Here is a 20,601-nt window from a genome sequence, read left to right as displayed (position 1 = left end):
GCTCATCGCCGATGATCCTCATCCCTGCTCCCCGCCCGCCTCCGGCGCGCCGTCCACCACAGTCCGGGCCACCCGGCGGGCGTGGGCCACGACGGCGGCCACGCCGCTGCCGGCCACCCACGCCCCGGTGAGCCCCACGCCCCCGGCCCGCGCGACCCGCCCCTCCAGGCGCCTCACGCGCTCGCGGCCCTCGGGGGTGGTCGGGGCCAGGGCCTCATCCCAGCGCACCAGCATGTGGTCGATGACCTCCGGGGGCGCGATGCGCACCCCGGTCAGCGCGGCGGCGTCCCGCAGCGCCCGGTCCAGGTCCACCCGGGGGCGCGGCGCCCCGGGCCGCCCGTAGGACAGGCGCAGGGCGTGGACCCCCGGGCCGTGCCGCTCCCGCAGGGCCTGGCCGATCCAGGGCCACTTGGCGCTCAGATGCGACAGGGCCTTGGCCCCCACCGGGCAGGAGCCATCCCCCACCGCGGGGGCCACCAGCAGCCCCGAGCCCACGGGGGCCTCATCGAGCCCGGGGGCGCGGGCCACCAGGATGAGGCGCGCGATGGGCGAGCCCGACGGGGCCTCCACCCGCGCCTCCAGGCCGGGCAGGCCCCCCAGCAGCCGCAGGGCCGCACCGCGGGAGCAGGCCAGGACCAGGCGCCCCGTGCCCACCTCCTGCACGGGTCCCACCGGCACCGGCTCATCGGAGGGCCTGGGCCCCCGGCCGGTGGGGGCCAGGCCCAGGCGCCAGCGGCCGGGCCCCTCCTGCCGGAGCCACTGCCCGCCGGTGCGGGTGAGCACCGTGCCCCCCGCCGCCTCGATGCCCCGGTGCATCGCCTCGGCGGCCCGGAACAGGCCGCCGACGACGCCCAGGTCCCCGCTGCGCTGACCGGTGGCGCGGCGCTGGGCGAGCATCTCGGCCACCGCGGCCCCCAGGGAGCCCAGGCGGGCCGTCGCCCCGCGCAGTCCCGGCAGCACGCTGTCCACCGCCAGGGCGCCCGGATCGGCGCTGTGGATCCCGGCGACGATGGGGCGCACCAGGCGGTCCAGGACGCCCTGGCCCATGCGGGCCGTGACGAAGGAGGCCAGGTCGCCGGCCTGATCGGTGCCCACGGTGCCGGGCAGCTCGCGGTCCCGGACGGCCTGGCGGGCGGCCCGGGCGCCGATGATGGCCACGACGTCGTCGGCCAGCGGGTCGGCGGGGATCCCCAGGAAGGAGTCGGCGGGGAAGGGGTGCATGCCCCAGTCCCGGGACGCCACCGGCCCGCCCGGCGCGTCCGGGGCGGGGGGCAGGAAGAGGCGCGCCCGCCCGCTCGGGGCGGCGGTGCGCAGGCCGAGCCCGGCCATGAGGCCGCTGGGCCCCAGGTCGCCATCTGCTGTCGGAGCGCCGCCCCGGTCGGCGAAGCCGTCGGCCCCCAGATCCATGGGCACCCCGGCGATGGGGGCGCTGGCCACCAGCCCACCGGTGTAGCCGCGGGCCTCCACCAGCAGGGGGCGCAGCCCCGCGCGAGCCAGCTCCCAGGCGGCGCTCAGCCCCGCGATGCCCCCGCCGACGACGACGGCGTCCCACCGGGAGCGCAGCGGGCCGCTCATGCCCCGGGCTCCTCATCCCGTAGCGGGTCCCAGCCCTCCCGGGCCACCGCGCGCCAGGAGTCGGAGCCGTGCACCTGGGCGACGATGCCGGTGAGCACGTCGGGGTCGGTGGTCGGAGGCACCCCGTGGCCCAGGTTGACCACATGGGCGGGAGCGGCTCCGCCCTGCTCCAGGCACCGCTCCACCGCCGGGCCCAGGACCGCCTCGGGGGCCGCCAGCAGGGCCGGGTCGATATTGCCCTGCACGGGGCAGGCCCCCGACGGGGTGGCCGCCAGGATCTCGGCGGCCTCGCGCAGCCCGATGCGCTCATCGACCCCGACGGCGTCGGCGTCGCGGCGCATATCGGCCAGGAGCCGGGCGGTGCCGGTGCCGAAGTGGATGAGTGGCGCCGCCCGGCCCGTGGTGGGGCTGACCGCCTCGCCGGCGATCCTCAGCGCCAGGGCGGAGTAGGGGAGCACCCGCTCGCGGTAGTCGGCGGGGGACAGGCTGCCCGCCCAGGAGTCGAAGAGCTGGGCCGCCGCGGCCCCGGCACGCACCTGGGCCGCCATGAAGCTGCCGGTGATGGAGGCGCACCAGGTCATCAGCCGATCCCAGGCGGCGGGCTCGGAGTGCATGAGGGTGCGGGCCGCCAGGTGGTCGCGGCTGGGGCGGCCCTCGACCATGTAGGCGGCCAGGGTGAAGGGGGCCCCGCCGAAGCCGATGACCGGCGTCCAGCCCGCCTCCCCGGCGCTGTGCTCCAGGCCGGCGCGGGCTCGTGGGCCCAGGTGCTCGCGGGCGCCGGGACGGCCAGGGGCGCCGAGCTCGGCGACGGCGCGGCCCACCGCCTGGGTGATGGGCTCCAGTACCCGGGGGGCCAGCCGCCCTGCGGGGGCCAGGCCGCTGTCCTGGCCGGATGCGATGAGGGCCTCGATGTCCCGGGGGCCGCGCACCGGGGAGTCCAGGACGGGGCCCACGCCCTCGACGATCCGCACCCCCACGCCCGCCAGCAGCAGGGGGACCATGATGTCGGAGAAGAGCACGGCCCCGTCCACGCCGTGGCGGCGCACCGGCTGGAGGGTGATCTCGGCGGCCAGGCCCGGATCCAGGCAGCACTCCAGCATGGGGCGGCCGGCGCGCAGGCGCCGGTACTCCGGCAGGGAGCGGCCCGCCTGGCGCATGAACCACACCGGTGTGCGGGCCGGTGCGCGGCCGCCCAGGGCCTCCAGGAGCGGCGGCAGGGGGGCGTCGAGAGGCACCGCACCGATGCCGCGCAAATTCTGTGACGAATTGCTTTCAGAATCGTCGGCGCTGTGGGCGTCGGGGGGCTGCGGCGCGGCGCTCCCGGAATGTCTCGACGAAATGCCTGTCATTGTGCGAGGGCTTCCTTATCGGGTGGTTTTCGTTGTCGTGGTGCGGGTCTGCTGCTGTGACCAGGAGATGACCCGGCGTCATGAAAGTAATTCTGACGCGCTGTCACCACAATGCTGTGCTGTCAGCGCACCAATTGTGCGCACAGGGGCCCCTGGTGATTCAATGCGGAGGCAGTGGCTATTCATTTCCTCTCCGCCGATCACCGCCACCTCGGGCTCGACGTCGTCGCGCGCCTGGGGGCGGCCGCCCCGCAGCTGGGGCCCGATCTCCTCGCCGCGCCACTCGGGCTGCGAGGAGCGCTGGTGCTGTCCACCTGCAACCGCCTGTCCTTCCTGGTGGACACCGACGAGGAGGCTCCCGGCCCGCAGGGCGGGGGCGGTGCGGCCGCCCCGGCCCGGATGGGCCCGCCCGTCCTGACCGACGCCGTCGCCGGGCTCCTGGCCGAGCGCGCGGGCCTGCCCGTCGGCGACCTGCGCCTGGAGGGCTCCAGCGGGCAGGAGGCCTACCGCGAGCTGTTCGCCACGGCCTGCGGGCTGCGCTCCATGGTGGTCGGCGAGCGTCAGATCGCCGGCCAGCTGCGCCGGGCCCAGCGCACCGCTGCAGCGGAGGGCACGCTGAGCACCCCCATCATCCGCGCCGTCGAGCGCGCCTCGGTCGTGTCGCGCCGGGTGGCGGGGGAGACCGCCCTGGCGGGCCGGGGGCGCAGCGTCGTCGCCGTCGGGCTCGACCTGGCCGGATCCCACCTGCCCGCGCTCTCGCAGTGCCGGGTGCTCCTGGTGGGCACCGGCTCCTACGCCGGCGCCGCCGTCGGTGCGCTGCGGGAGCGCGGGGCCGGGCGCATCGGCGTGTACTCCACCACTGACAGGGCCCGGGCCTTCGCCCAGGAGCGCGGACTGCGGGCCGTCCCGCCCGGGGGGCTGCGCGAGGCGCTGAGCCGGGCCGACCTGGTCCTGACCTGCCGCGGCCTGGGCGCACCGGTGCTGACCACGGGGCTCATGAGCGGCCTGGAGCCCGCACGGCACGGTGCTCGCGTGGTCCTCGACCTGGCCCTGACCAGGGATGTGGAGCCCGAGGTGGCCGACCTGCCCGGCGTCATCCACCTCGACCTGGACCATGTCCAGGCCTCCGTCCCCCAGGCCGCCGGCCAGGAGGTGGACAGCGCCTGGCGGATCGTGGAGGAGGAGCTCGCCGACTTCGAGCGGAGCCTGGCCGGGCGCTGCATGGGCCCCGTCATCGCGGGGCTGCGCTCCCGTGTCGCCCGGGCCGTGGAGGAGGAGGTCGTGCGGCTGCGCCCCGCCGGCACCGCGGCCGCCGGAGGCCCCCGGGATCACGGGGGCTCGGGGCCCGGCCGGGAGCGGGCGGCTGGCTCCGGGCCCGAGCCGGAGGCGGGGCCCGGCTCTGAGCCCATGATCCCCCTGGCCCAGGCCGAGCAGGCCCTGCACCGCCTGGCCGCCCGCCTGCTCCACCGGCCCACCGTCCAGGCCCGCCGCGCCGGTGAGGCCGGGCAGCAGGAGGCCTACCGGGAGGCGCTCGCCCTGGTGATAGGATCTGATGTTGTCCAGGCGAATATTGATAAGGCTGATATGACATGACCGATGTGAGGACCGATACCAGGCAGGCGGGGGTCCTGCGCGACCCGGCCGAGACCGCCGGCACCGGGCCCGCGCCCGTTGAGGCCATTGACCTGACCGATCTGGCCGGCGGCCCGGGCACGGACATGCTCGCCCCCTACGATGCCGTGCTCCTGCTGTCCTACGGCGGCCCCACCGGCCCCGACGCCGTCCTGCCCTTCATGCGCAACGCCACCGCCGGCCGGGGCGTGCCCGACTCCCGGCTGCTGGAGGTCTCCGGCCACTACCAGCGCTTCGGGGGCGCCTCGCCGATCAACGAGCGCAACGCCGAGCTGCTGGAGGCCCTGCGTGCCGAGCTGGCGCGCCGCGGCTCCAGCGTCCCGGTGGTCGTGGGCAACCGCAACTGGCACCCCTTCGTCAGTCAGGCCCTGCGCGAGCTGGCCGACGCCGGAGCCCGCCGCATCCTGGCCCTGACCACCTCCGCCTACGGCTCCTACTCCGGGTGCCGCCAGTACCGCGAGGACCTCAGCGCGGCCCTGGGCCAGCTGGAGTCCGGCACCGACGGCGCCACCGGCCAGGGCCCCGAGGCCGACGCCGCGGCCCGCGTGGGCGGCAGGGGCGGGGCCCCTCTGGGCGCCCAGGCGCCCGTGGTCGACAAGGCCCGCCCCTACTACAACACCCCCGGGATGCTGGAGGCCAACACCGAGGCGATCGCCACCGCCTACCGGCGGCTGGCCGACCAGGGCGTGGCCGCCCAGGACATCCGCCTGCTCTTCGTCACCCACTCCATCCCCGTGCCCATGGAGGAGGGATCGGCCCCCCGGCCCGGGCGGGCGGTGGAGCCCGGGGGCCCCGGGCCGCTCGATCCCGGGGTGAGCCCCGACCTGTCCACCGAGATCTCCTACGTCGCCCAGCATGAGGCCCTCATCGAGGCCATTCTTCCCCGGGTGGTCGAGCGCCTGGGCCTGGACCGCCGGCCCGAGCACGAGCTCGTCTACTGCTCGCGCTCCGGGCCGCCCCAGGCCCGCTGGCTGGAGCCCGACATCAACGACCGCCTGGAGGCCATCGCCGACCAGGCGCCCCGGGGTCGGGCGCCCGGCGTCGTCGTCGCCCCGATCGGCTTCGTCTCGGACCACATGGAGGTCCTGTTCGACCTGGACACCGAGGCCCGCGAGACCGCCGAGGCCCTGGGCATGCCCTACGCCCGGGCCGCCACCGCGGGCACGCACCCGGCCTTCGTCTCCTCCCTTGTCGACGTCCTGGCCGAGCGGGCCGCCGCGGCCCGCGGGGAGAGCGTCCACCCGGAGTCCACCACCGGCCTGGGGCCCTTCCACACCGTCTGCCCGCCCGAGTGCTGCCGCCCCTCCGCCGGGCAGGGAGGGCACCCGGGCCACGGGCATGGGGGCGGTCCCCGCAGTTGACTCGGGTGCGCGCCTCGGCCCGCGCCGCCCGGGGCCGGCCATGTGGGACGGCCCCGGGAGGTCCGGTAGGTTCCGCCGGGGGCGAGCAGCGCCGGTGAGCATCGGCGCGAGCCAGATAAGAGAGATGAGAGATGAAGGAGTACCGATGACCCACAGCCAGCACCCCGATCACGCCCAGGAGGCGCCCGCCGGCACCCGGCCCCCGCAGGGCGGGGCGCAGGGGGAGGCCCCGCAGCCGGAGGGCCGCGTGCACCGCTTCCGTGATGAGGAGCGCCACCCCCACCGCGACCCGCGTGACGCCACCGACGTCGACCTCGACGCCGTCAACGACCAGAACCACTACGCCCTTTACGGCGTCTTCCGCCTGACCTCGCCGCTGCCTGCCGCCCAGCCCGCGCGCGAGCGCCTCATCGGGGAGTCCTCCCACTTCATGGAGGGCTCCGGGGCCACCACGCGCGGCTGGTACGACGTCGCCGGGTTCCGCTCCGACGCCGATCTGCTCCTGTGGTGGCTCGACGACGACCCCGAGGTCCTCCAGGACGCCTACCACCGCCTGCGGGCCAGTGCCCTGGGCCGCTACCTGGAGCCGGTGTGGTCCTGCATGGGGCTGCACACGCCCGCGGAGTTCAACCGCCGCCACATCCCCGCCTGCTTCGGCGGAGTCGCCCCGCGCGACTGGCTCATGGTCTACCCCTTCGTGCGCTCCTACGAGTGGTACCTGCTGGCCCCTGAGGAGCGCTCGCGCATGATGGCCCAGCACGGGCGCAACGGGTTCTCCAAGTACCCCGACGTCAAGGGCTCCACGCTGGCGGCCTTCGGCCTGAGCGACTACGAGTGGATCCTGGGCTTCGAGGCCGACACCCTCGACCGCCTGGAGGGGGTCATCCACCACCAGCGCTACACCGAGGCGCGCCTGCACGTGCGCCAGGACACCCCCTTCTACACCGGGCGCCGCCTGAGCCCCGAGCAGTGGGCCGAGCGCCAGCCCCTGGCCTGAGGCGCCAGCACAGGGCTCGCCCGCGGTTTTACCCTTCAAGACGCAGATCCGCCCCCTCTATCGGGGTGAAACTGCGTCTTGAAGGGCAAAACCGCGGAGGAGGGGCCGGCGGTGGTGGGCGCCCGGCTCAGCCCCGGCCCCGGCTCAGCCCCGGCCGCGCTGGACGGCCTCCAGCATGAGGGTGGCCACGTCGGCCACCCTCACCTCGGCGCCCTGGGAGGCGGCGCCGTCGGAGAGCATCGTGGTGCAGAAGGGGCAGGCGGTGGCGATCACCTGGGCCCCCGTGCCCACCGCCTCGCGCGAGCGCTCCGCGGCGATGCGCGTGCCGATGGACTCCTCCATGAAGGCCCTGGCCCCGCCGCCCCCGCAGCACAGGGCCCGCTCCCGGCTGCGCGGCATCTCCACCGCCGTGGCCCCCGTGGCCTCGATGAGCTCGCGAGGAGGGGAGTAGAGGCGGTTGTGCCTCCCCAGGTAGCAGGCGTCGTGGTAGGTGACGGTCGGCGCGGAGGGGGCCTGGGACGCCGCCGGCGTCCGGAGCGCTCCGGCTGCCGGCCCGGCCTCCGCGGCATCCGGGATCGGCTGTGCCCCCTCGGAATGGGCCACCGGCGCCGACGACGCGGGAGTCGCGCTCCCGGCGCTGTCAGCCGTGGAGCCCTCGGCGTCTGGCGCAGCCTGCCGCTCCTGGGGTGATGGCGCCGTCGGGCTGGCGGGCTCAGCATCCCGGGCAGCCCCGGGAGCCACGGGCCTCAGGCGCCCCTCGCGCACCAGGCGGGCCAGCAGCTGGGTGTGGTGGAGGACCTCGTAGCGCCCGCCGATCTGCGGGTACTCCCGCGCGATCGTGTTGAAGCAGTGCGCGCAGGTGACCACGATCCGCTGCGCCCCCGCCTCATTGAGCGTCTCCACATTCTGGGCCGCGAGCGTCTGGTAGAGGATCTCGTTGCCCGCGCGCCGGGCCGGGTCCCCGGTGCAGGTCTCGCCGTCGCCCAGCACCGCGAAGCTCACCCCGGCGATGTGCAGCAGCTCGGCCACCGCCCGCGTCGTGCGCTTGGCCCGGTCCTCATAGGCCCCGGCGCAGCCCACCCAGAACAGGTAGTCCACCTCGGCGGCGGAGTCCACATCCGCCCCCACCACCGGCACCTCGAAGTCCAGGCCCTTGGCCCAGTCCATGCGCTTGCGCGCCGCCAGCCCCCAGGGGTTGCCCTTGGACTCCAGCTTGCGGAACATGCCGCCCAGCTCCTTGGGGAAGGCCGACTCCATGAGCACCTGCTGGCGGCGCATGTCCACCACATGGTCCACATGCTCGATATCCACCGGGCACTGGTCCACGCAGGCCCCGCAGGTGGTGCAGGACCACAGCACCTCGGGCGGGATGACCTCCCCGGCCAGGGGCGCGGGGCGCGCGGCCACGCCCTCCGGGGAGGGGGCCGCCTTGGCCGCGAGCAGTGCGCCGAGCACATCCCCGGTGTGGGGGCTGCCCGCCTCCTGGCCCAGATCCGCCCCCCGGGCCAGGCCGTCGCGCATGCCCAGCGCCCGGCCCACCGGGCCGCCGGAGGCGGGGCGGCCGGCCACCATCTCATCGGTGACCTCCTCGGGATCCACCCCCAGGGCGCCGGCCGCCCGCAGGTAGGGGGCGGCCGCGGCGTGGTGGTCGCGCAGCGCCATGACCAGCAGCTTGGGGGACAGGGGCTTGCCCGTGTTCCAGGCGGGGCACAGGTCCTGGCAGCGGCCGCACTCGGTGCAGGTGGAGAAGTCCAGCAGGCCCTTCCAGGTGAAGTCCTCGATGCGCCCCACCCCCAGGCGAACCTCGGGGCCCTGCCCGCTCTCGGCGGTATCCATGGCCTCCTCCAGGCGCTCCATGCTCGCCTCGGTCAGCGGCTCGCCCTCCACCAGGATCGGCTCCAGGGGGCCCAGGGCCTTGGAGCCGTTGGCCTCGCGGCGCGCATAGATGTTGAGGAAGGCCAGGAAGCGGTGCCAGGCCACGCCCATGGAGGGCTGCAGGCCCACCACCACGAACCAGCTCATGGACAGCACCACCTTGAGCGTGGCGGTGATGAGGATGGCGCCCTCCAGGGCCCGCGCCCCCAGGGGCTCCAGGAGCGGCCCGCTCCAGGCGGTCAGCGGGAAGTGCGTCCAGGAGGCCAGGGCGCGCTGGGCGGCATCCGGGGAGAGGGCCAGGTGGGCGTGCTCCAGCATGCGCAGGGCCAGCACGCAGGCCACCACCCCGATGATGGTGGCCTCGACGAACCTGCCCTGCCACGCGGTCGACCCGGCGAAGCGGGAGGTGCGCGGGCGCTGGCCGCCCTGGGAGTCCTGGGGGTAGGGGGGCGCGGCGCGCCCGGCGCGGGTCAGGCGCCAGCGCAGGATGCTCAGCCCCACGATCCCCGCCGTCGACAGCCAGGCGATCCCATCGACCACCCACCCCCACCAGGCGGCGTGGCCGATGAGCGGCAGGGAGAAGGAGGCCCCGCCAAGGACCTGCCCGTACCCGGAGACCAGGGTGAGGAAGAGAAGCGGGAAGGCGACCATCACCAGCCAGTGGGCGGTCCGGATGAGGGGCCGGCCCTTGAAGGCGGTGTGGCCCACCACCGCGCCCAGCATGAGGGCCAGGCGCCTGCCCGCCGGCCGGATCCGGGCGTGGGGCACGGCGCGCCCCACCGCCATGCGGGCGGCAATAGTGCAGCAGGCGCGTGCGAAAACAGCCAGCCCGATCGTCGTGGTGATGATGACGACGATGGCACAGACGATCTGCACAGCGCTCATCGGCTCGGCTTCTCCTCAGATGCGTCAACGAGGTCAGGGGCCGCCTGGAGTGGGTCGACGGCGCCCGGCCGGGCCATCCGTACGGCCACCATGGGCGTCCTGCTCAATGTAGGAGCCCCATGGGGCGGGCGCCCCCGGCCGGGTGAGCGCGGGCGGCGGGCGCCCGGCCGGAGTGCTCAGGCGCCGATGGCCTTGGGGGCGGGCGCGCCGGAGGGACGACGACGGCTGTACCACTTGGCCGCCTGGCGCAGCCCGAGCTCGCGCACCAGGGTGATGGTCGCCCCCGAGATGACGGCGAAGACCACGACCTCGGTCAGCTGGTAGTTCAGGAGCTGGTCCTCCTCGCGGGGGGCCGGCTTGCCGGTGAGGGCCCTCCACCCCAGGGCCACGACCTTCTCGGCCACGAAGCCCGAGGCGAGGGTGGCGACCGCGGCCGTCGCCTTCCACGTGAAGTCCGTGCCGCTGCTGTCCTTCTTGGCCATGAATCCTCCGAGTCAGGTGATGTCGCGCGCCCCGCCGCGCGATGCGCGGAGCGTCATCTGCTGCCGGGGCCGGCCGGGCCCCTGGTGTCGAGACGATCATGCCGCACCGGGGCTGCTGCGCGCACAACCGGCCGGTGTTGCACATCTTCGGCGGGCTTGCGGGGCCCTGGCCTGGAGTTTTCCGCATGATCTGGTGGGCGCTGTGGCTGAAGATGTGCAGCGGTGGTGGTGTTGCACATCTTCGGCGGGCTTGCGGGGCCCTGGCCTGGAGTTTTCCGCATGATCTGGTGGGCGCCGCGGCTGAAGATGTGCAGCGGTGGTGGTGTTGCACATCTTCGGGGGGCTTGCGGGGCCCTGGCCTGGAGTTTCCCGCATGATCTGGTGGGCGCCGTGGCTGAAGATGTGCAGCAGGGTGGGGCGGGGGCCTAGACTTGCCCCCACGACAGGGGAGCGCCACCCCGGCACCGCAGACGGGCCGGGACCCGGCGCTGAGAGTGCGCGCAGCCGCAGACCCTCGAACCTGCTCCGGCCAGTACCGGCGAAGGAAGTCGAGAACATCTCCCCGGGCACCGCACTGCGGCCCGGGCCCTCCGGACACTCTTCCAGGAGGACTGCCATGACCACCAGGCACATCAGCCCTGCCCGACCCGCGGGCCGTGCCACCGGCCACCGCCCCGCCCCGGGCTCACCCATCCCCGGGCCGACCCGGTACACCCCCTCGCGGCGCCGGCTCCTGGGCGGTGCCGCCGCCGGAGCCCTGGGCCTGGCCCTGGCCGCCTGCGGGCCGGGGGACTCGGGCTCCGGGGGAGGCAGGAGCGTCACCGTCCTGACACACGACTCCTTCAAGGTCTCCGAGGACCTCATCAGCGCCTTCGAGGCCGACACCGGCTACACCCTGTCCCTGGTGGCCTCCGGCGACGCAGGCGAGCTGGTCAACAAGCTCGTGCTGACCAAGGACGCCCCCCTGGGCGACGCCTTCTTCGGCATCGACAACACCTACGCCTCGCGCGCCCTGGCCGAGGGGGTCGTCGACAGGACCGCCACCGTCACCCTGCCGGACGGCGCCGAGGCCTACCTCGTGGACGACACCCCGGCCCTGGCCCCGATCGACGTCGGCGATGTGTGCCTCAACATCGACACCGCCTACTTCGCCGACAAGGGGCTCAGCGCCCCGGCCACCTTCGAGGACCTGCTCAAGAGCGAGTACAAGGACCTGCTCGTGGCCATCGACCCCTCCACCTCCTCCCCGGGCATGGCCTGGATGCTGGCCACCGTCGGCCATTTCGGGGTCGACGGCTTCGCCGAGTACTGGAAGAGCCTGGTGGCCAATGGCGCGCGCATCGACGCGGGCTGGACGGACGCCTACTACACCGATTTCACCGCCGGTGGGGGCGGGGGCGCCTACCCCATCGTCGTGTCCTACGCCTCCTCCCCCTCCTACACCCTCACCGAGGACAAGTCGGCCACCACCACGGCGGCCCTGCTGGGCACCGCCTTCCGCCAGGTGGAGTACGCCGGGGTCCTCGCCGGAGCGGCCAACCCCGAGGGGGGCAGGGCCTTCGTGGAGTGGATGCTCTCCACCAAGGTCCAGGAGGACATCCCCGGCCAGATGTACATGTACCCGGTGGACGGCAGGGCCGCCCTGCCCGCCGAGCTGGAGAGGTTCGGCCCCCTGGCCGATGAGCCCATCGAGGTCTCCGCGGCCGACATCACCGCCAACCGCGAGAAGTGGCTGCAGGCCTGGACCCGGGCCGCCGGCTCGTGAGCAGGGGCAGGCCGCGGGGCCCGCGCCCCGGCTGGGCGCAGGGGACCGGATGGGCTCTGGCCGTGGCCCTGCCCCTGGGCTTCCTGGCCCTGCTCTTCGCCTGGCCGGTGGCCACCCTGCTGGCCCGCGGCCTGCTGGTCGACGGCGCCCTGGACCTCTCCGGCTTCGGGGAGGTCCTCACGCGCGAGCGCACCTGGCGCATCATCCGCCAGACCCTCCTCCAGGCGGCGGCCGGCACCGCCCTGTGCGTGGTGCTGGGCGTGCCCGGAGCCCTGGTGCTCTACCGGCGCCGCTTCCCCGGGGCCGGGGTGCTGCGGGCGATCGTCACCGTGCCCTTCGTCCTGCCCACGGTGGTCGTGGGCGTGGCCTTCCACGCCCTGGTGACCACCGGCGGCCCGCTGGGGCCGCTGGGGCTCGACGGCACCATGAGCGCCGTCGTGGCGGCCCTGGTCTTCTTCAACTACGGGCTCGTGGTGCGCATGGTGGGCACCATGTGGTCGCGGCTGGACCCGCGCGCGGTGGAGGCGGCCCGCTCGCTGGGCGCCTCGCCGTGGCGGGCCTTCCGCACGGTGACCCTGCCCAGCCTGGCTCCCGCCATCGCCTCGGCCGCGAGCCTGGCCTTCCTGTTCTGCGCCACCGCCTACGGCCTGGTCCTCGTCCTCGGCGGCACCGGCGTGGGCACGATCGAGACCGAGATCTACGTGCTCACCGCCCAGTACCTCGACCTGCGCGGGGCGGCCGTGCTGTCCGCGGTCCAGCTGGTGGTCATCGCCGGGGTCCTGTGGGTCAGCGAGCGGGCCAGGCGGCGCAGCGAGGCCGCCCTGCGCCTGCGCCTGGACGTGGCGCCCTCGCGCCTGGGGGCCGCCGACGCCCCCGCCCTGGCCCTGACCCTCCTGGTCGCGCTCGGGCTGCTGGTGGCCCCCATGGTGGTGCTCGTGCTGCGCTCCCTGCGCCGCGCGGGGCGGTGGACCCTGGCGAACTACACCGATCTGGGCACCACCGGCCAGCGCAACGCGCTGACGGCCACCGTGTGGCAGGCCGCCGCGCAGTCCCTGCAGGTGGCGGTGGCGGCCGCCGCCATCGCCCTGGCAGTGGGGGCGGCCCTGGCCCTGGTGCTCTCCCGGCGCCCCCGCCCGCCCTGGCTCGCCCGCGCCTCGGCCCTGCTCGACGCCGCCGTCATGCTGCCCCTGGGCGTCTCGGCGGTCACGGTGGGCTTCGGCTTCCTCATCACCCTGTCCGCGGTGGGCCTGACCGCCTCGTGGTGGATCCTGCCGCTGGCCCAGGCGGTGGTGGCGGTGCCGCTGGTGGTGCGCACCCTCCTGCCCGCGCTGCGCGCCATCGACCCGCGCCAGCGCGAGGCCGCCGCGGCGCTGGGGGCCGGCCCGGGCCGGGTGCTGGCCACCATCGACGGCCCCCACCTGCTGCGGGCCGCCGGGCTGGCGGCCGGCTTCGCGCTGGCCACGAGCCTGGGGGAGTTCGGGGCGACGTCGTTCCTGGCCCGGCCCACCACCCAGACCCTGCCCGTGGTCCTCTACCGCCTCATCGGCTCGCCCGGGGCCCAGAACCAGGGGATGGGGCTGGCGGCGGGCGTGGTGCTGGCGGCCATGACCGCCGCCCTGATGATCGTGTGCGAGCAGGCCCAGAACCGGTGGGCGGCCGCGGGCCGGGGGCCCGCCCTCCCCCGAGGGCCCCGTGGCCCCGTGCGCCGGACGCCGCGGCCCGACTCGCCCCCCGCGCCCAGCGGGCCCGCATCCGCCTCGACCAAATCGACCAAGGAGTCCTCATGACAGAGCACGGTGCCCCGCCGGTGCTGAGCCTGCGCGGCCTGAGCGTGGTCTACCCCCCCGCCTCGCGCCGGGGCAGGGCGCTGAGCGCCGTCGACTCGGTGGACCTGGATGTGGCCGACGGCGAGGTGGTGGCCCTCCTGGGGCCCTCGGGATCGGGCAAGTCCTCCCTGCTGCGCGCCGTCATCGGCCTGGAGCCGGTGGCCTCCGGCACGATCACCTGGCAGGGGCGCGACATCATCGGAGTGCCCGTCCACAAGCGCGGCTTCGCCCTGATGTTCCAGGACGGCCAGCTCTTCGGCTTCCGCGATGTGGCCGGCAATGTGGCCTACGGGCTGAACCGGATGGGCCGCGCCGAGCGCGAGCGGCGCGTGGCCGAGGTCCTCGATCTCGTGGGCCTGCCGGACTTCGCCGACCGCCCGGTGACCACGCTCTCGGGCGGGCAGGCCCAGCGCGTGGCCCTGGCCCGGGCCCTGGCCCCCCGCCCGCGCCTGCTCCTGCTCGATGAGCCGCTGTCCGCCCTGGACCGGGCCCTGCGCGAGGAGCTGGCCGTCGAGCTGGCCGGGATCCTGCGCGCCCAGGGCACCACCGCGCTCCATGTCACCCACGACCACCAGGAGGCCGGCACCGTGGCCGACCGCGTGGGGGTCATGATCCGGGGGCGGCTGCGCGCCCTGGGCCCCATGGAGGAGCTGCGGGACTGCGATGACGAGGAGGTTTCCCGCTTCCTGGGCGCGGGCGGCTGAGATCCCGCTGAGGCCCTGCTGAGGCCCTGCCGGATGGTCCCGCACCCCGCCCGACTCCCGCACGGGTCGGCTCCGCTGATCATGCGATGAGGGCCCGTCGGGCGGCGATAGGGTGACTATGGTCTCAGATCGCCGGTTGATAGGGCTCTCATGGCGCGAGCAGTGCTACGTTTCTTCGCACCGCGCCACCCGGGCGCCCCACGTAGGAGGAATCGGATTGATGACCAGGCGAATGCGCTGTCGCCGCTGTCGCTGATGACAGCTCCGTGACCCGTTCGCCGATCCATCCGCCCTGAGCGCCCCAGGCGCTCCCCTGCCCGTAGAGGTTCCTCCATGCCCTCCTCAGCCCAGGACCTGTCCGCGCCCAAGACCGCCGAGGCCCCTGCCGCCCCGGATGCCCCTGGTGCCACCGGTGCCGCGGACCGGGCGCCTGCCCGCCCCACCGGCTGGCGCTACGTCACCCGCCGCCTGGCCGCCGACCGCTGGGCGCTGGCGGGCGGCGCCGTCGTCGTCCTCACCTCACTCATCGCGCTGCTGGCCCCGCTCCTGACCCGGGCCCTGGGCGTGGACCCCTACAGCTACCACCTCGACCTGCTCGACCCCTCGGGCGTGCCCCGCGGTCCCCTGGGGGGCGCCAGCACCGCCCACCCCCTGGGCGTGGAGCCCCAGACGGGGCGCGACCTGCTGGCCATCGTCATCGAGGGCACCCGCACCTCCCTGTCCATCGGCCTGGGCGCCACCGCCCTGTCCATGCTCGTGGCCATCGTCCTGGGCCTGAGCGCCGGCTACCTGGGCGGTTGGTGGGACGCCCTGGTCGCCCGCCTGACCGACATCACCCTGGGCTTCCCCCACCTGGTGCTCATGATCGCGGTCTCCGCGATCATCCCGGCCACCGCGCCGCGCGTGCCGGTGATGATCCTCATCATCGGCCTGCTGGGCTGGCCCTCGGCCGCCAGGGTCCTGCGATCGCGCACCCTGGCCATCCGCAGCCGCACCTTCGTGCAGGCCTCGCGGGCCATGGGTGCCGGGGGACTGCGCATCCTGACCACCCAGGTCCTGCCCAACCTGATGGCCACCATCATCGTGTTCACCACGATCTCCATCCCCGCCCGGATCACCGCCGAGGCGGCCCTGTCCTTCCTGGGCGTGGGGGTGGCCCCGCCCACCCCCTCCTGGGGGCGCACGATCGGCTCGGCCATCTCCTGGGTGGCCACCGACCCCTGGTACCTCCTGGTGCCCGGGACGGCCCTGTTCCTGGTCACCCTGGCCTTCAACCTCTTCGGCGACGGACTGCGCGACGCCCTCGACCCCAGGACCGGTGAGCAGCGATGAGACAGTCCCTGAGCCGAGCCCGCCTCCTGGCCCCCCGGGCGGCCGCCCATCTGGCCTCCCGCCTGGCCCTGACCCTGCTGACCCTGGTGCTCACCGCCCTGGCCACCTTCGCCCTGTTCTCCCTGTGGCCCTCCGACCCCGCCGCCCTGGCCTGCGGCAAGCCCTGCACCCCGGAGAACCTGGAGCGGGCCCGCGCCTTCATGGGCTACTCCGACCCCTGGTACACCCAGTTCTGGAACTACCTGGTGGGCATCGTCGCCGGGCGCACCTTCGGGCACGGGGCACAGGCCATCACCTGCGCCGCCCCCTGCCTGGGCTACTCCTTCCGCCTGTCGACGCCGGTGAGCGACCTCATCGCCGACCGCCTGCCCGTGACCGCCTCCATCGCCATCGGCGCCGCCGTCCTGTGGCTGGTCATCGGCGTGGCCGCGGGCACGGTCTCGGCCCTGCGGCGCGGCTCGCGCCTGGACCGCGGCATCATGACCGGCACCGTCCTGGGGGTCTCGGCCCCCTCCTACCTCCTGGGGCTGCTGGGCATCCTCCTGTTCGGCTTCACCCTGGACATGGTCCCGGTCTCGGGCTACACGCCCCTGAGCGAGAACCCCCTGCACTGGGCCTGGCACCTGCTGCTGCCCTGGTGCGTCCTGGCCCTCATCTCCGCGGCCGTCTACGCCCGCATGGTGCGCGGCGAGATGCTGGAGAACCTGGGGGAGGACTACGTGCGCACCGCCCGCGCCGTCGGGCTTCCCGAGAGGCGGGTCATCGGCCGCCACGTCATGCGCAACATCTCCCTGCCCCTGCTCACCTTCTTCGCCCTGGACCTGGGCGGCCTGCTGGGCGGTGCCGTCATCACCGAGCGGGTCTTCTCCATGCAGGGCCTGGGCGCCCTGCTCATGGAGGCCGTCGGCGCCTCCGACATCCAGGTGGTCATGGGCCTGACCCTCGTCTCGGCCGCCTTCGTCGTAGTGGCCAACCTCATCGTCGACTCTGTGGCCGCCCTCATCGACCCCCGCGTCTAAGGGGCGGCGCCGGCCCGCCGCCCCCTCAGCCGCCCCGTCCACCACGCGGGGCCCCACCACCTCCGGCCCACAGCGGCTCGCAACCCCAGGAAGGACACACCATGCCTGACAAGCCCACCACCCCCTCGCTGCCCACAGCCGTGCGCCTGGCCCGCCCCACCGCCTCGCGCCGCCTCTTCCTGGGCGCGGGCATGAGCGCCCTGGGCGCCCTGGCCCTGGCCGGCTGCGGGGCGAACTCGGCGACCTCCTCGGGCTCGGGGACCGCCACCGCCGGGGGCACCCTGAGGATCCTGACCTCGGAGACCGACATCAACTGGGACCCGGCCAAGAGCCAATCCATGCCCATGACCTCCCTGGCCCTGGTCCACCGCCGGCTGACCACCTGGAGCCTGGCCCCGGGCGAGCCCGTCGCGCTGGTGCCCGACCTGGCCACCGACACCGGCACCGTCAGCCCCGACGGGCTGAGCTGGACCTTCACCCTCAAGGAGGGCCTGGTCCTGTCCGACGGCACCCCCCTGACCTCGGCCCACATCAAGCACGGGGTGGAGCGCTCCTTCGCCCCGGCCCTGGCCGGCGGGCTGACCTACCACAAGGCCCTCCTGGCCGGGGCGACGGACTACGAGGGCCCCTACGAGGGCAAGCACCTGGACTCCATCCAGACCCCGGACGAGTCCACCATCGTCTTCCAGCTCACCCGCGCCTTCGGGGACTGGCCCTGGATCGTGGCCCAGGGGGCCTTCGCCCCGGTCCCCGAGGGCGACGATCCCGCCACCTACACCGCCTCGCCCATCGCCTCGGGCCCCTACGTCGTCGCCCAGGCCGCCCAGGGCTCCTCGGTGACCCTGGAGCGCAACCCCCACTGGTCGGCGGACACCGACCAGGTGCGCCTGGCCCTGCCCGACACCATCGTCTTCGAGCTCAGCCAGGACGAGTCCACCGCCGCCCAGCGGCTCATCGCCGACTCCGGGAAGGACCGCACCGCCTTCGGCGCCGACCGGGTCTCGGCCGCCCAGCTCGCCCAGGTCAGCGCCAACCCGGCCGCCAAGGAGCGCCTGGCCACCACCCCCGACGGCGGCCCGGCCACCTACCTGGCGATCAACGTCGAGCGGGTCACCGACCCCCAGGTCCGCCAGGCCATCGCCCACGCCGTGGACAAGGCCGCGGTCGTGGCCGCCCTGGGCGGCGAGCTGGGGGCCGTGAGCGCCTCGACCCTCATCACCCCGGGCATCCCGGGCCGCCAGGACTACGACCCCTACCCCACCGACCCGGCCCGGGCCGCCTCCCTGCTCCAGGGCAAGGAGGTCCCCTCCCTGGTGCTGCTCACCCAGAACTCCGCCGCCCACCAGGCCGTGGCCCAGGCGGTGGAGCAGTCCCTGAAGGAGGCGGGCCTGAGCGTGACCATCGACGCCCAGACCTCCGAGGCCTTCAACGAGCGCGCCACCCAGGGCGACGGCTCCACCTACGACCTGGCCATCGCCTCGTGGAACCCCGACTACCCCTCGGCCAACGCCAACATCCAGCCCCTGTTCGCCTCCTCCGAGATCGGCGGGGGAGGGCACAACATCTCCCGCTACTCCAACGAGAGGGTCGACGCCGCCATCGCCGAGGCCGCGGCCAACCTGGACACCGAGGCGGCCCGCGCCCAGTGGGCCGAGCTGGACCGCACCATCGCCCAGGACGTGCCCGTGGTGCCCCTGGCCTTCCGGCGCAACTCCTTCCTGCGCGGCTCCGGGGTCCAGGGCTTCTCCGTGGAGTCCTACCCCGGCTACCCCAGCTACCAGGTGGTGGGAGTGAGCGGCTCGTGAGCGGCGCCCAGCAGCCCGGTCCTCAGGACCCTGGAGGGGAGGAGCCCGGCGGGGTGCTGCGCCTGCGCGGCCTCGGGGTCTCCTTCACCGGCGCCCCCGGCCCCGCCTCGGCCGGCATCGACCTCGACCTGCGCGCCGGAAGGGTCCTGGCCCTGGTGGGGGAGTCGGGCTCGGGCAAATCGGTGACCGCCCTGGGCGCCCTGGGCCTGCTGCCGCCCACCGCCCGCGTCACCGGCTCGGCCCGCCTCGACGGCGTCGAGCTGGTGGGCGCCCCCCGGCAGGTGCTCGACGACGTGCGCGGGCGCCTGGCCGGCACCGTCTTCCAGGAGCCCACCACCGCCCTCAACCCCCTGGAGACCATCGCCTTCCAGATCGGTGAGGCGGTGCGCGCCCACCCCGGTGAGGGCGCCCGGGCGCCGCGGGACCGGCAAGCCCCTCGCGCTCGCGGATCGCTGCGGGGCTGGAGGAGGCGCGGGGGCGCCCGGGTGCGGGGCCGCGTCCTGGAGCTGCTGGAGCGGGTGGGCCTGGGGGCCGGTGAGGATCTGGAGCGGATCGCCGACTCCTACCCCCACCAGCTCTCCGGGGGCCAGCTCCAGCGCGCCTGCATCGCCCTGGCCCTGGCCTGCGACCCCCCGGTCCTCATCGCCGATGAGCCCACCACCGCCCTGGATGTCACCGTCCAGGCCGGGATCCTGGACCTCCTGCGGTCCCTGACCGAGGAGGGCCTGGCCGTCCTGCTCATCACCCACGACATGGCGGTGGTCGCCGACATCGCCGACGAGGTGGCCGTCATGCGCTCCGGGGGCATCGTGGAGCGCGGCCCCGTGGCGCAGATCTTCTCCCACCCGCGCCACTCCTACACCCGCGGGCTCCTGGCGGCCGTGCCGCGCCTGGACTCCCTGCGCCAGGAGGAGCCCCCCGAGGCCGTGGCCGGCGCGGGGGCCGCCGCCCCCGCCGGGCCCGGGGCCGCCGCGGGCACTGCGGGCACTGCGGGCACCACGGGCAGCCGTGCCGGCGGCGCTCAGGGCGCCGAGGGCGCGGGCGCGCAGGAGCCCGCGGTGGTGATCCGCGACCTGGAGGTGGTCTACGGCGGCGGGAGGCGCCCGGTGCGCGCCGTGCAGGGCGTGAGCCTGAGCATCGCCCCCGGCGAGGTGCTGGGCATGGTGGGGGAGTCGGGCTCGGGCAAGTCCACGATCGCCGGCACCCTCACCGGCCTGGTGCCCATCTCCTCGGGGTCGGTGCGCGTGTGCGGGGTGGAGGTCGCCGGGGCCCGGCGCCGCGACCTGCTGCCCGTGCGCCGCTCCACCGGCGTCGTCTACCAGAACCCCGCCTCCAGCCTCAACCCCCGGCGCACGGTGGGGGCCTCCATCGCCGAGCCCCTGGTGGTGCACGGCCGGGCCGACGCCGCCGCCCGGCAGGCACGGGTGCGCGAGCTGCTGGAGGCGGTGCGGCTCCCCGCCGCCATGGCCCAGCGCTACCCCCATGAGATGAGCGGCGGCCAGCGCCAGCGGGTCGCCATCGCCCGGGCCTTGGCCCTGGAGCCGCGCCTGGTCATCGCCGATGAGCCCACCAGCGCCCTGGACGTCTCGGTCCAGGCGGTGGTCCTGGACCTCCTGGGCTCGCTCCAGGCCGAGCTCGGCTTCGCCTGCCTCTTCGTCTCCCACGACCTGGCGGTGGTGGACTCCATCGCCTCGCGCACCGTGGTGCTCAGCGGCGGGCGCCTGGTGGAGGAGGGGCCCACCCGGCAGGTGCTGGCCGCCCCCCGGCAGGACTACACCCGGCGCCTGGTGGCCGCCGTGCCCGTGCCCGACCCCGCCCTCCAGGCAGCCCGGCGGCGTCGCCGCCGGCGCTCCCGCGCCGCCTGAGCGGGCGGGACGGCGGGCCGACGCAGATGTGACCTTGTCCATAGCGTGGCCGTCCTCTCACTGGCGGGACCAGTATTCACGGTATGCGCCCTGGCGCTGGGGCCGCTGGGATCGGGCGGGCAGGAAGTT

14 protein-coding genes are annotated in these 20,601 nt (G+C 75.0%); 10 read left to right on the top strand and 4 right to left on the bottom strand.

Annotation, left to right across the window (positions count from 1 at the left end):
- Positions 1-18 precede the first annotated feature (18 nt).
- Positions 19-1,575: a protoporphyrinogen/coproporphyrinogen oxidase gene (locus J5X07_RS00885; RefSeq protein ID WP_208478358.1), complete on the bottom strand. Its 1,557-nt coding sequence runs from the start codon at positions 1,573-1,575 to the stop codon at positions 19-21.
- On the bottom strand, positions 1,572-2,810 hold the full coding sequence (locus J5X07_RS00880; RefSeq protein ID WP_424924063.1) for a uroporphyrinogen decarboxylase family protein: 1,239 nt from the start codon (positions 2,808-2,810) through the stop codon (positions 1,572-1,574). The genes J5X07_RS00885 and J5X07_RS00880 overlap by 4 nt, the downstream gene beginning before the upstream one ends.
- A gap of 288 nt (positions 2,811-3,098) precedes the next feature.
- Here J5X07_RS00880 and J5X07_RS00875 point away from each other — a divergent pair, with 288 nt between their 5' ends.
- The 3 genes from J5X07_RS00875 (at position 3,099) to hemQ (ending at position 6,914) form a co-directional block, all read left to right on the top strand.
- Positions 3,099-4,517, top strand: coding sequence for a glutamyl-tRNA reductase (locus J5X07_RS00875; protein ID WP_124933981.1), 1,419 nt, complete (start codon positions 3,099-3,101; stop codon positions 4,515-4,517).
- Positions 4,518-4,642: 125 nt separating this feature from the next.
- The gene (locus tag J5X07_RS00870; protein ID WP_124934034.1) at positions 4,643-5,917 is read left to right on the top strand and encodes a ferrochelatase; all 1,275 of its coding nucleotides are present in this window, start codon (positions 4,643-4,645) and stop codon (positions 5,915-5,917) included.
- A gap of 145 nt (positions 5,918-6,062) precedes the next feature.
- Positions 6,063-6,914, top strand: coding sequence for a hydrogen peroxide-dependent heme synthase (gene hemQ / locus J5X07_RS00865; protein WP_124933980.1), 852 nt, complete (start codon positions 6,063-6,065; stop codon positions 6,912-6,914).
- 144 nt (positions 6,915-7,058) lie between these two features.
- On the opposite strand, the gene J5X07_RS00860 is transcribed toward hemQ, so the two are convergent.
- Positions 7,059-9,674, bottom strand: coding sequence for a (Fe-S)-binding protein (locus J5X07_RS00860; RefSeq protein ID WP_208478357.1), 2,616 nt, complete (start codon positions 9,672-9,674; stop codon positions 7,059-7,061).
- A gap of 176 nt (positions 9,675-9,850) precedes the next feature.
- The gene (locus J5X07_RS00855) at positions 9,851-10,156 is read right to left on the bottom strand and encodes a DUF4235 domain-containing protein (protein WP_124933978.1); all 306 of its coding nucleotides are present in this window, start codon (positions 10,154-10,156) and stop codon (positions 9,851-9,853) included.
- Between the two features lie 616 nt (positions 10,157-10,772).
- Between J5X07_RS00855 and J5X07_RS00850 the strand changes: the two genes are divergently transcribed.
- From J5X07_RS00850 to J5X07_RS00820, 7 genes are all read left to right on the top strand, one after another.
- Positions 10,773-11,921 carry a thiamine ABC transporter substrate-binding protein gene (locus tag J5X07_RS00850; RefSeq protein WP_208478356.1) on the top strand — a complete coding sequence of 383 codons (1,149 nt, stop codon included), beginning with the start codon at positions 10,773-10,775 and terminating at the stop codon, positions 11,919-11,921.
- A gap of 62 nt (positions 11,922-11,983) precedes the next feature.
- Complete coding sequence (locus J5X07_RS00845) at positions 11,984-13,708, top strand: ABC transporter permease (protein WP_341769358.1); 1,725 nt, start codon at positions 11,984-11,986, stop codon at positions 13,706-13,708.
- Positions 13,705-14,451, top strand: a complete 747-nt coding sequence (locus tag J5X07_RS00840; RefSeq protein WP_124933975.1) for an ABC transporter ATP-binding protein — start codon at positions 13,705-13,707, stop codon at positions 14,449-14,451. Before J5X07_RS00845 ends, J5X07_RS00840 begins: the two co-directional genes overlap by 4 nt.
- A 333-nt stretch (positions 14,452-14,784) precedes the next feature.
- A complete protein-coding gene (locus J5X07_RS00835) occupies positions 14,785-15,783 on the top strand; it encodes an ABC transporter permease (protein WP_208478354.1) in 999 nt (332 codons plus the stop codon).
- A complete protein-coding gene (locus J5X07_RS00830) occupies positions 15,780-16,802 on the top strand; it encodes an ABC transporter permease (protein WP_208478353.1) in 1,023 nt (340 codons plus the stop codon). Before J5X07_RS00835 ends, J5X07_RS00830 begins: the two co-directional genes overlap by 4 nt.
- Positions 16,803-16,903: 101 nt before the next feature.
- Positions 16,904-18,607 (top strand): ABC transporter substrate-binding protein, encoded by a 1,704-nt coding sequence (locus tag J5X07_RS00825; protein ID WP_208478352.1) that lies wholly within the window; start codon positions 16,904-16,906, stop codon positions 18,605-18,607.
- Positions 18,604-20,472, top strand: a complete 1,869-nt coding sequence (locus tag J5X07_RS00820; protein WP_208478351.1) for a dipeptide ABC transporter ATP-binding protein — start codon at positions 18,604-18,606, stop codon at positions 20,470-20,472. Before J5X07_RS00825 ends, J5X07_RS00820 begins: the two co-directional genes overlap by 4 nt.
- Positions 20,473-20,601: the final 129 nt, after the last annotated feature.

It is taken from the genome of Actinomyces bowdenii, assembly GCF_017592395.1.
Lineage (GTDB): Bacteria > Actinomycetota > Actinomycetes > Actinomycetales > Actinomycetaceae > Actinomyces > Actinomyces bowdenii.
The sequence above is the reverse complement of the archived record's forward strand: the minus strand, read 5'-3'. Positions and strand labels throughout refer to the sequence as shown.

Excerpts from the sequence above, each read along its gene's own strand:
- J5X07_RS00885 (WP_208478358.1), bottom strand. The coding sequence starts at position 1,575 with ATGAGCGGCCCGCTGCGCTCCCGGTGGGACGCCGTCGTCGTCGGCGGG.
- J5X07_RS00870 (WP_124934034.1), top strand. The coding sequence starts at position 4,643 with ATGCTCGCCCCCTACGATGCCGTGCTCCTGCTGTCCTACGGCGGCCCC.
- hemQ (WP_124933980.1), top strand. The coding sequence starts at position 6,063 with ATGACCCACAGCCAGCACCCCGATCACGCCCAGGAGGCGCCCGCCGGC.
- J5X07_RS00860 (WP_208478357.1), bottom strand. The coding sequence starts at position 9,674 with ATGAGCGCTGTGCAGATCGTCTGTGCCATCGTCGTCATCATCACCACG.
- J5X07_RS00855 (WP_124933978.1), bottom strand. The coding sequence starts at position 10,156 with ATGGCCAAGAAGGACAGCAGCGGCACGGACTTCACGTGGAAGGCGACG.
- J5X07_RS00850 (WP_208478356.1), top strand. The coding sequence starts at position 10,773 with ATGACCACCAGGCACATCAGCCCTGCCCGACCCGCGGGCCGTGCCACC.
- J5X07_RS00840 (WP_124933975.1), top strand. The coding sequence starts at position 13,705 with ATGACAGAGCACGGTGCCCCGCCGGTGCTGAGCCTGCGCGGCCTGAGC.
- J5X07_RS00835 (WP_208478354.1), top strand. The coding sequence starts at position 14,785 with ATGCCCTCCTCAGCCCAGGACCTGTCCGCGCCCAAGACCGCCGAGGCC.
- J5X07_RS00830 (WP_208478353.1), top strand. The coding sequence starts at position 15,780 with ATGAGACAGTCCCTGAGCCGAGCCCGCCTCCTGGCCCCCCGGGCGGCC.
- J5X07_RS00825 (WP_208478352.1), top strand. The coding sequence starts at position 16,904 with ATGCCTGACAAGCCCACCACCCCCTCGCTGCCCACAGCCGTGCGCCTG.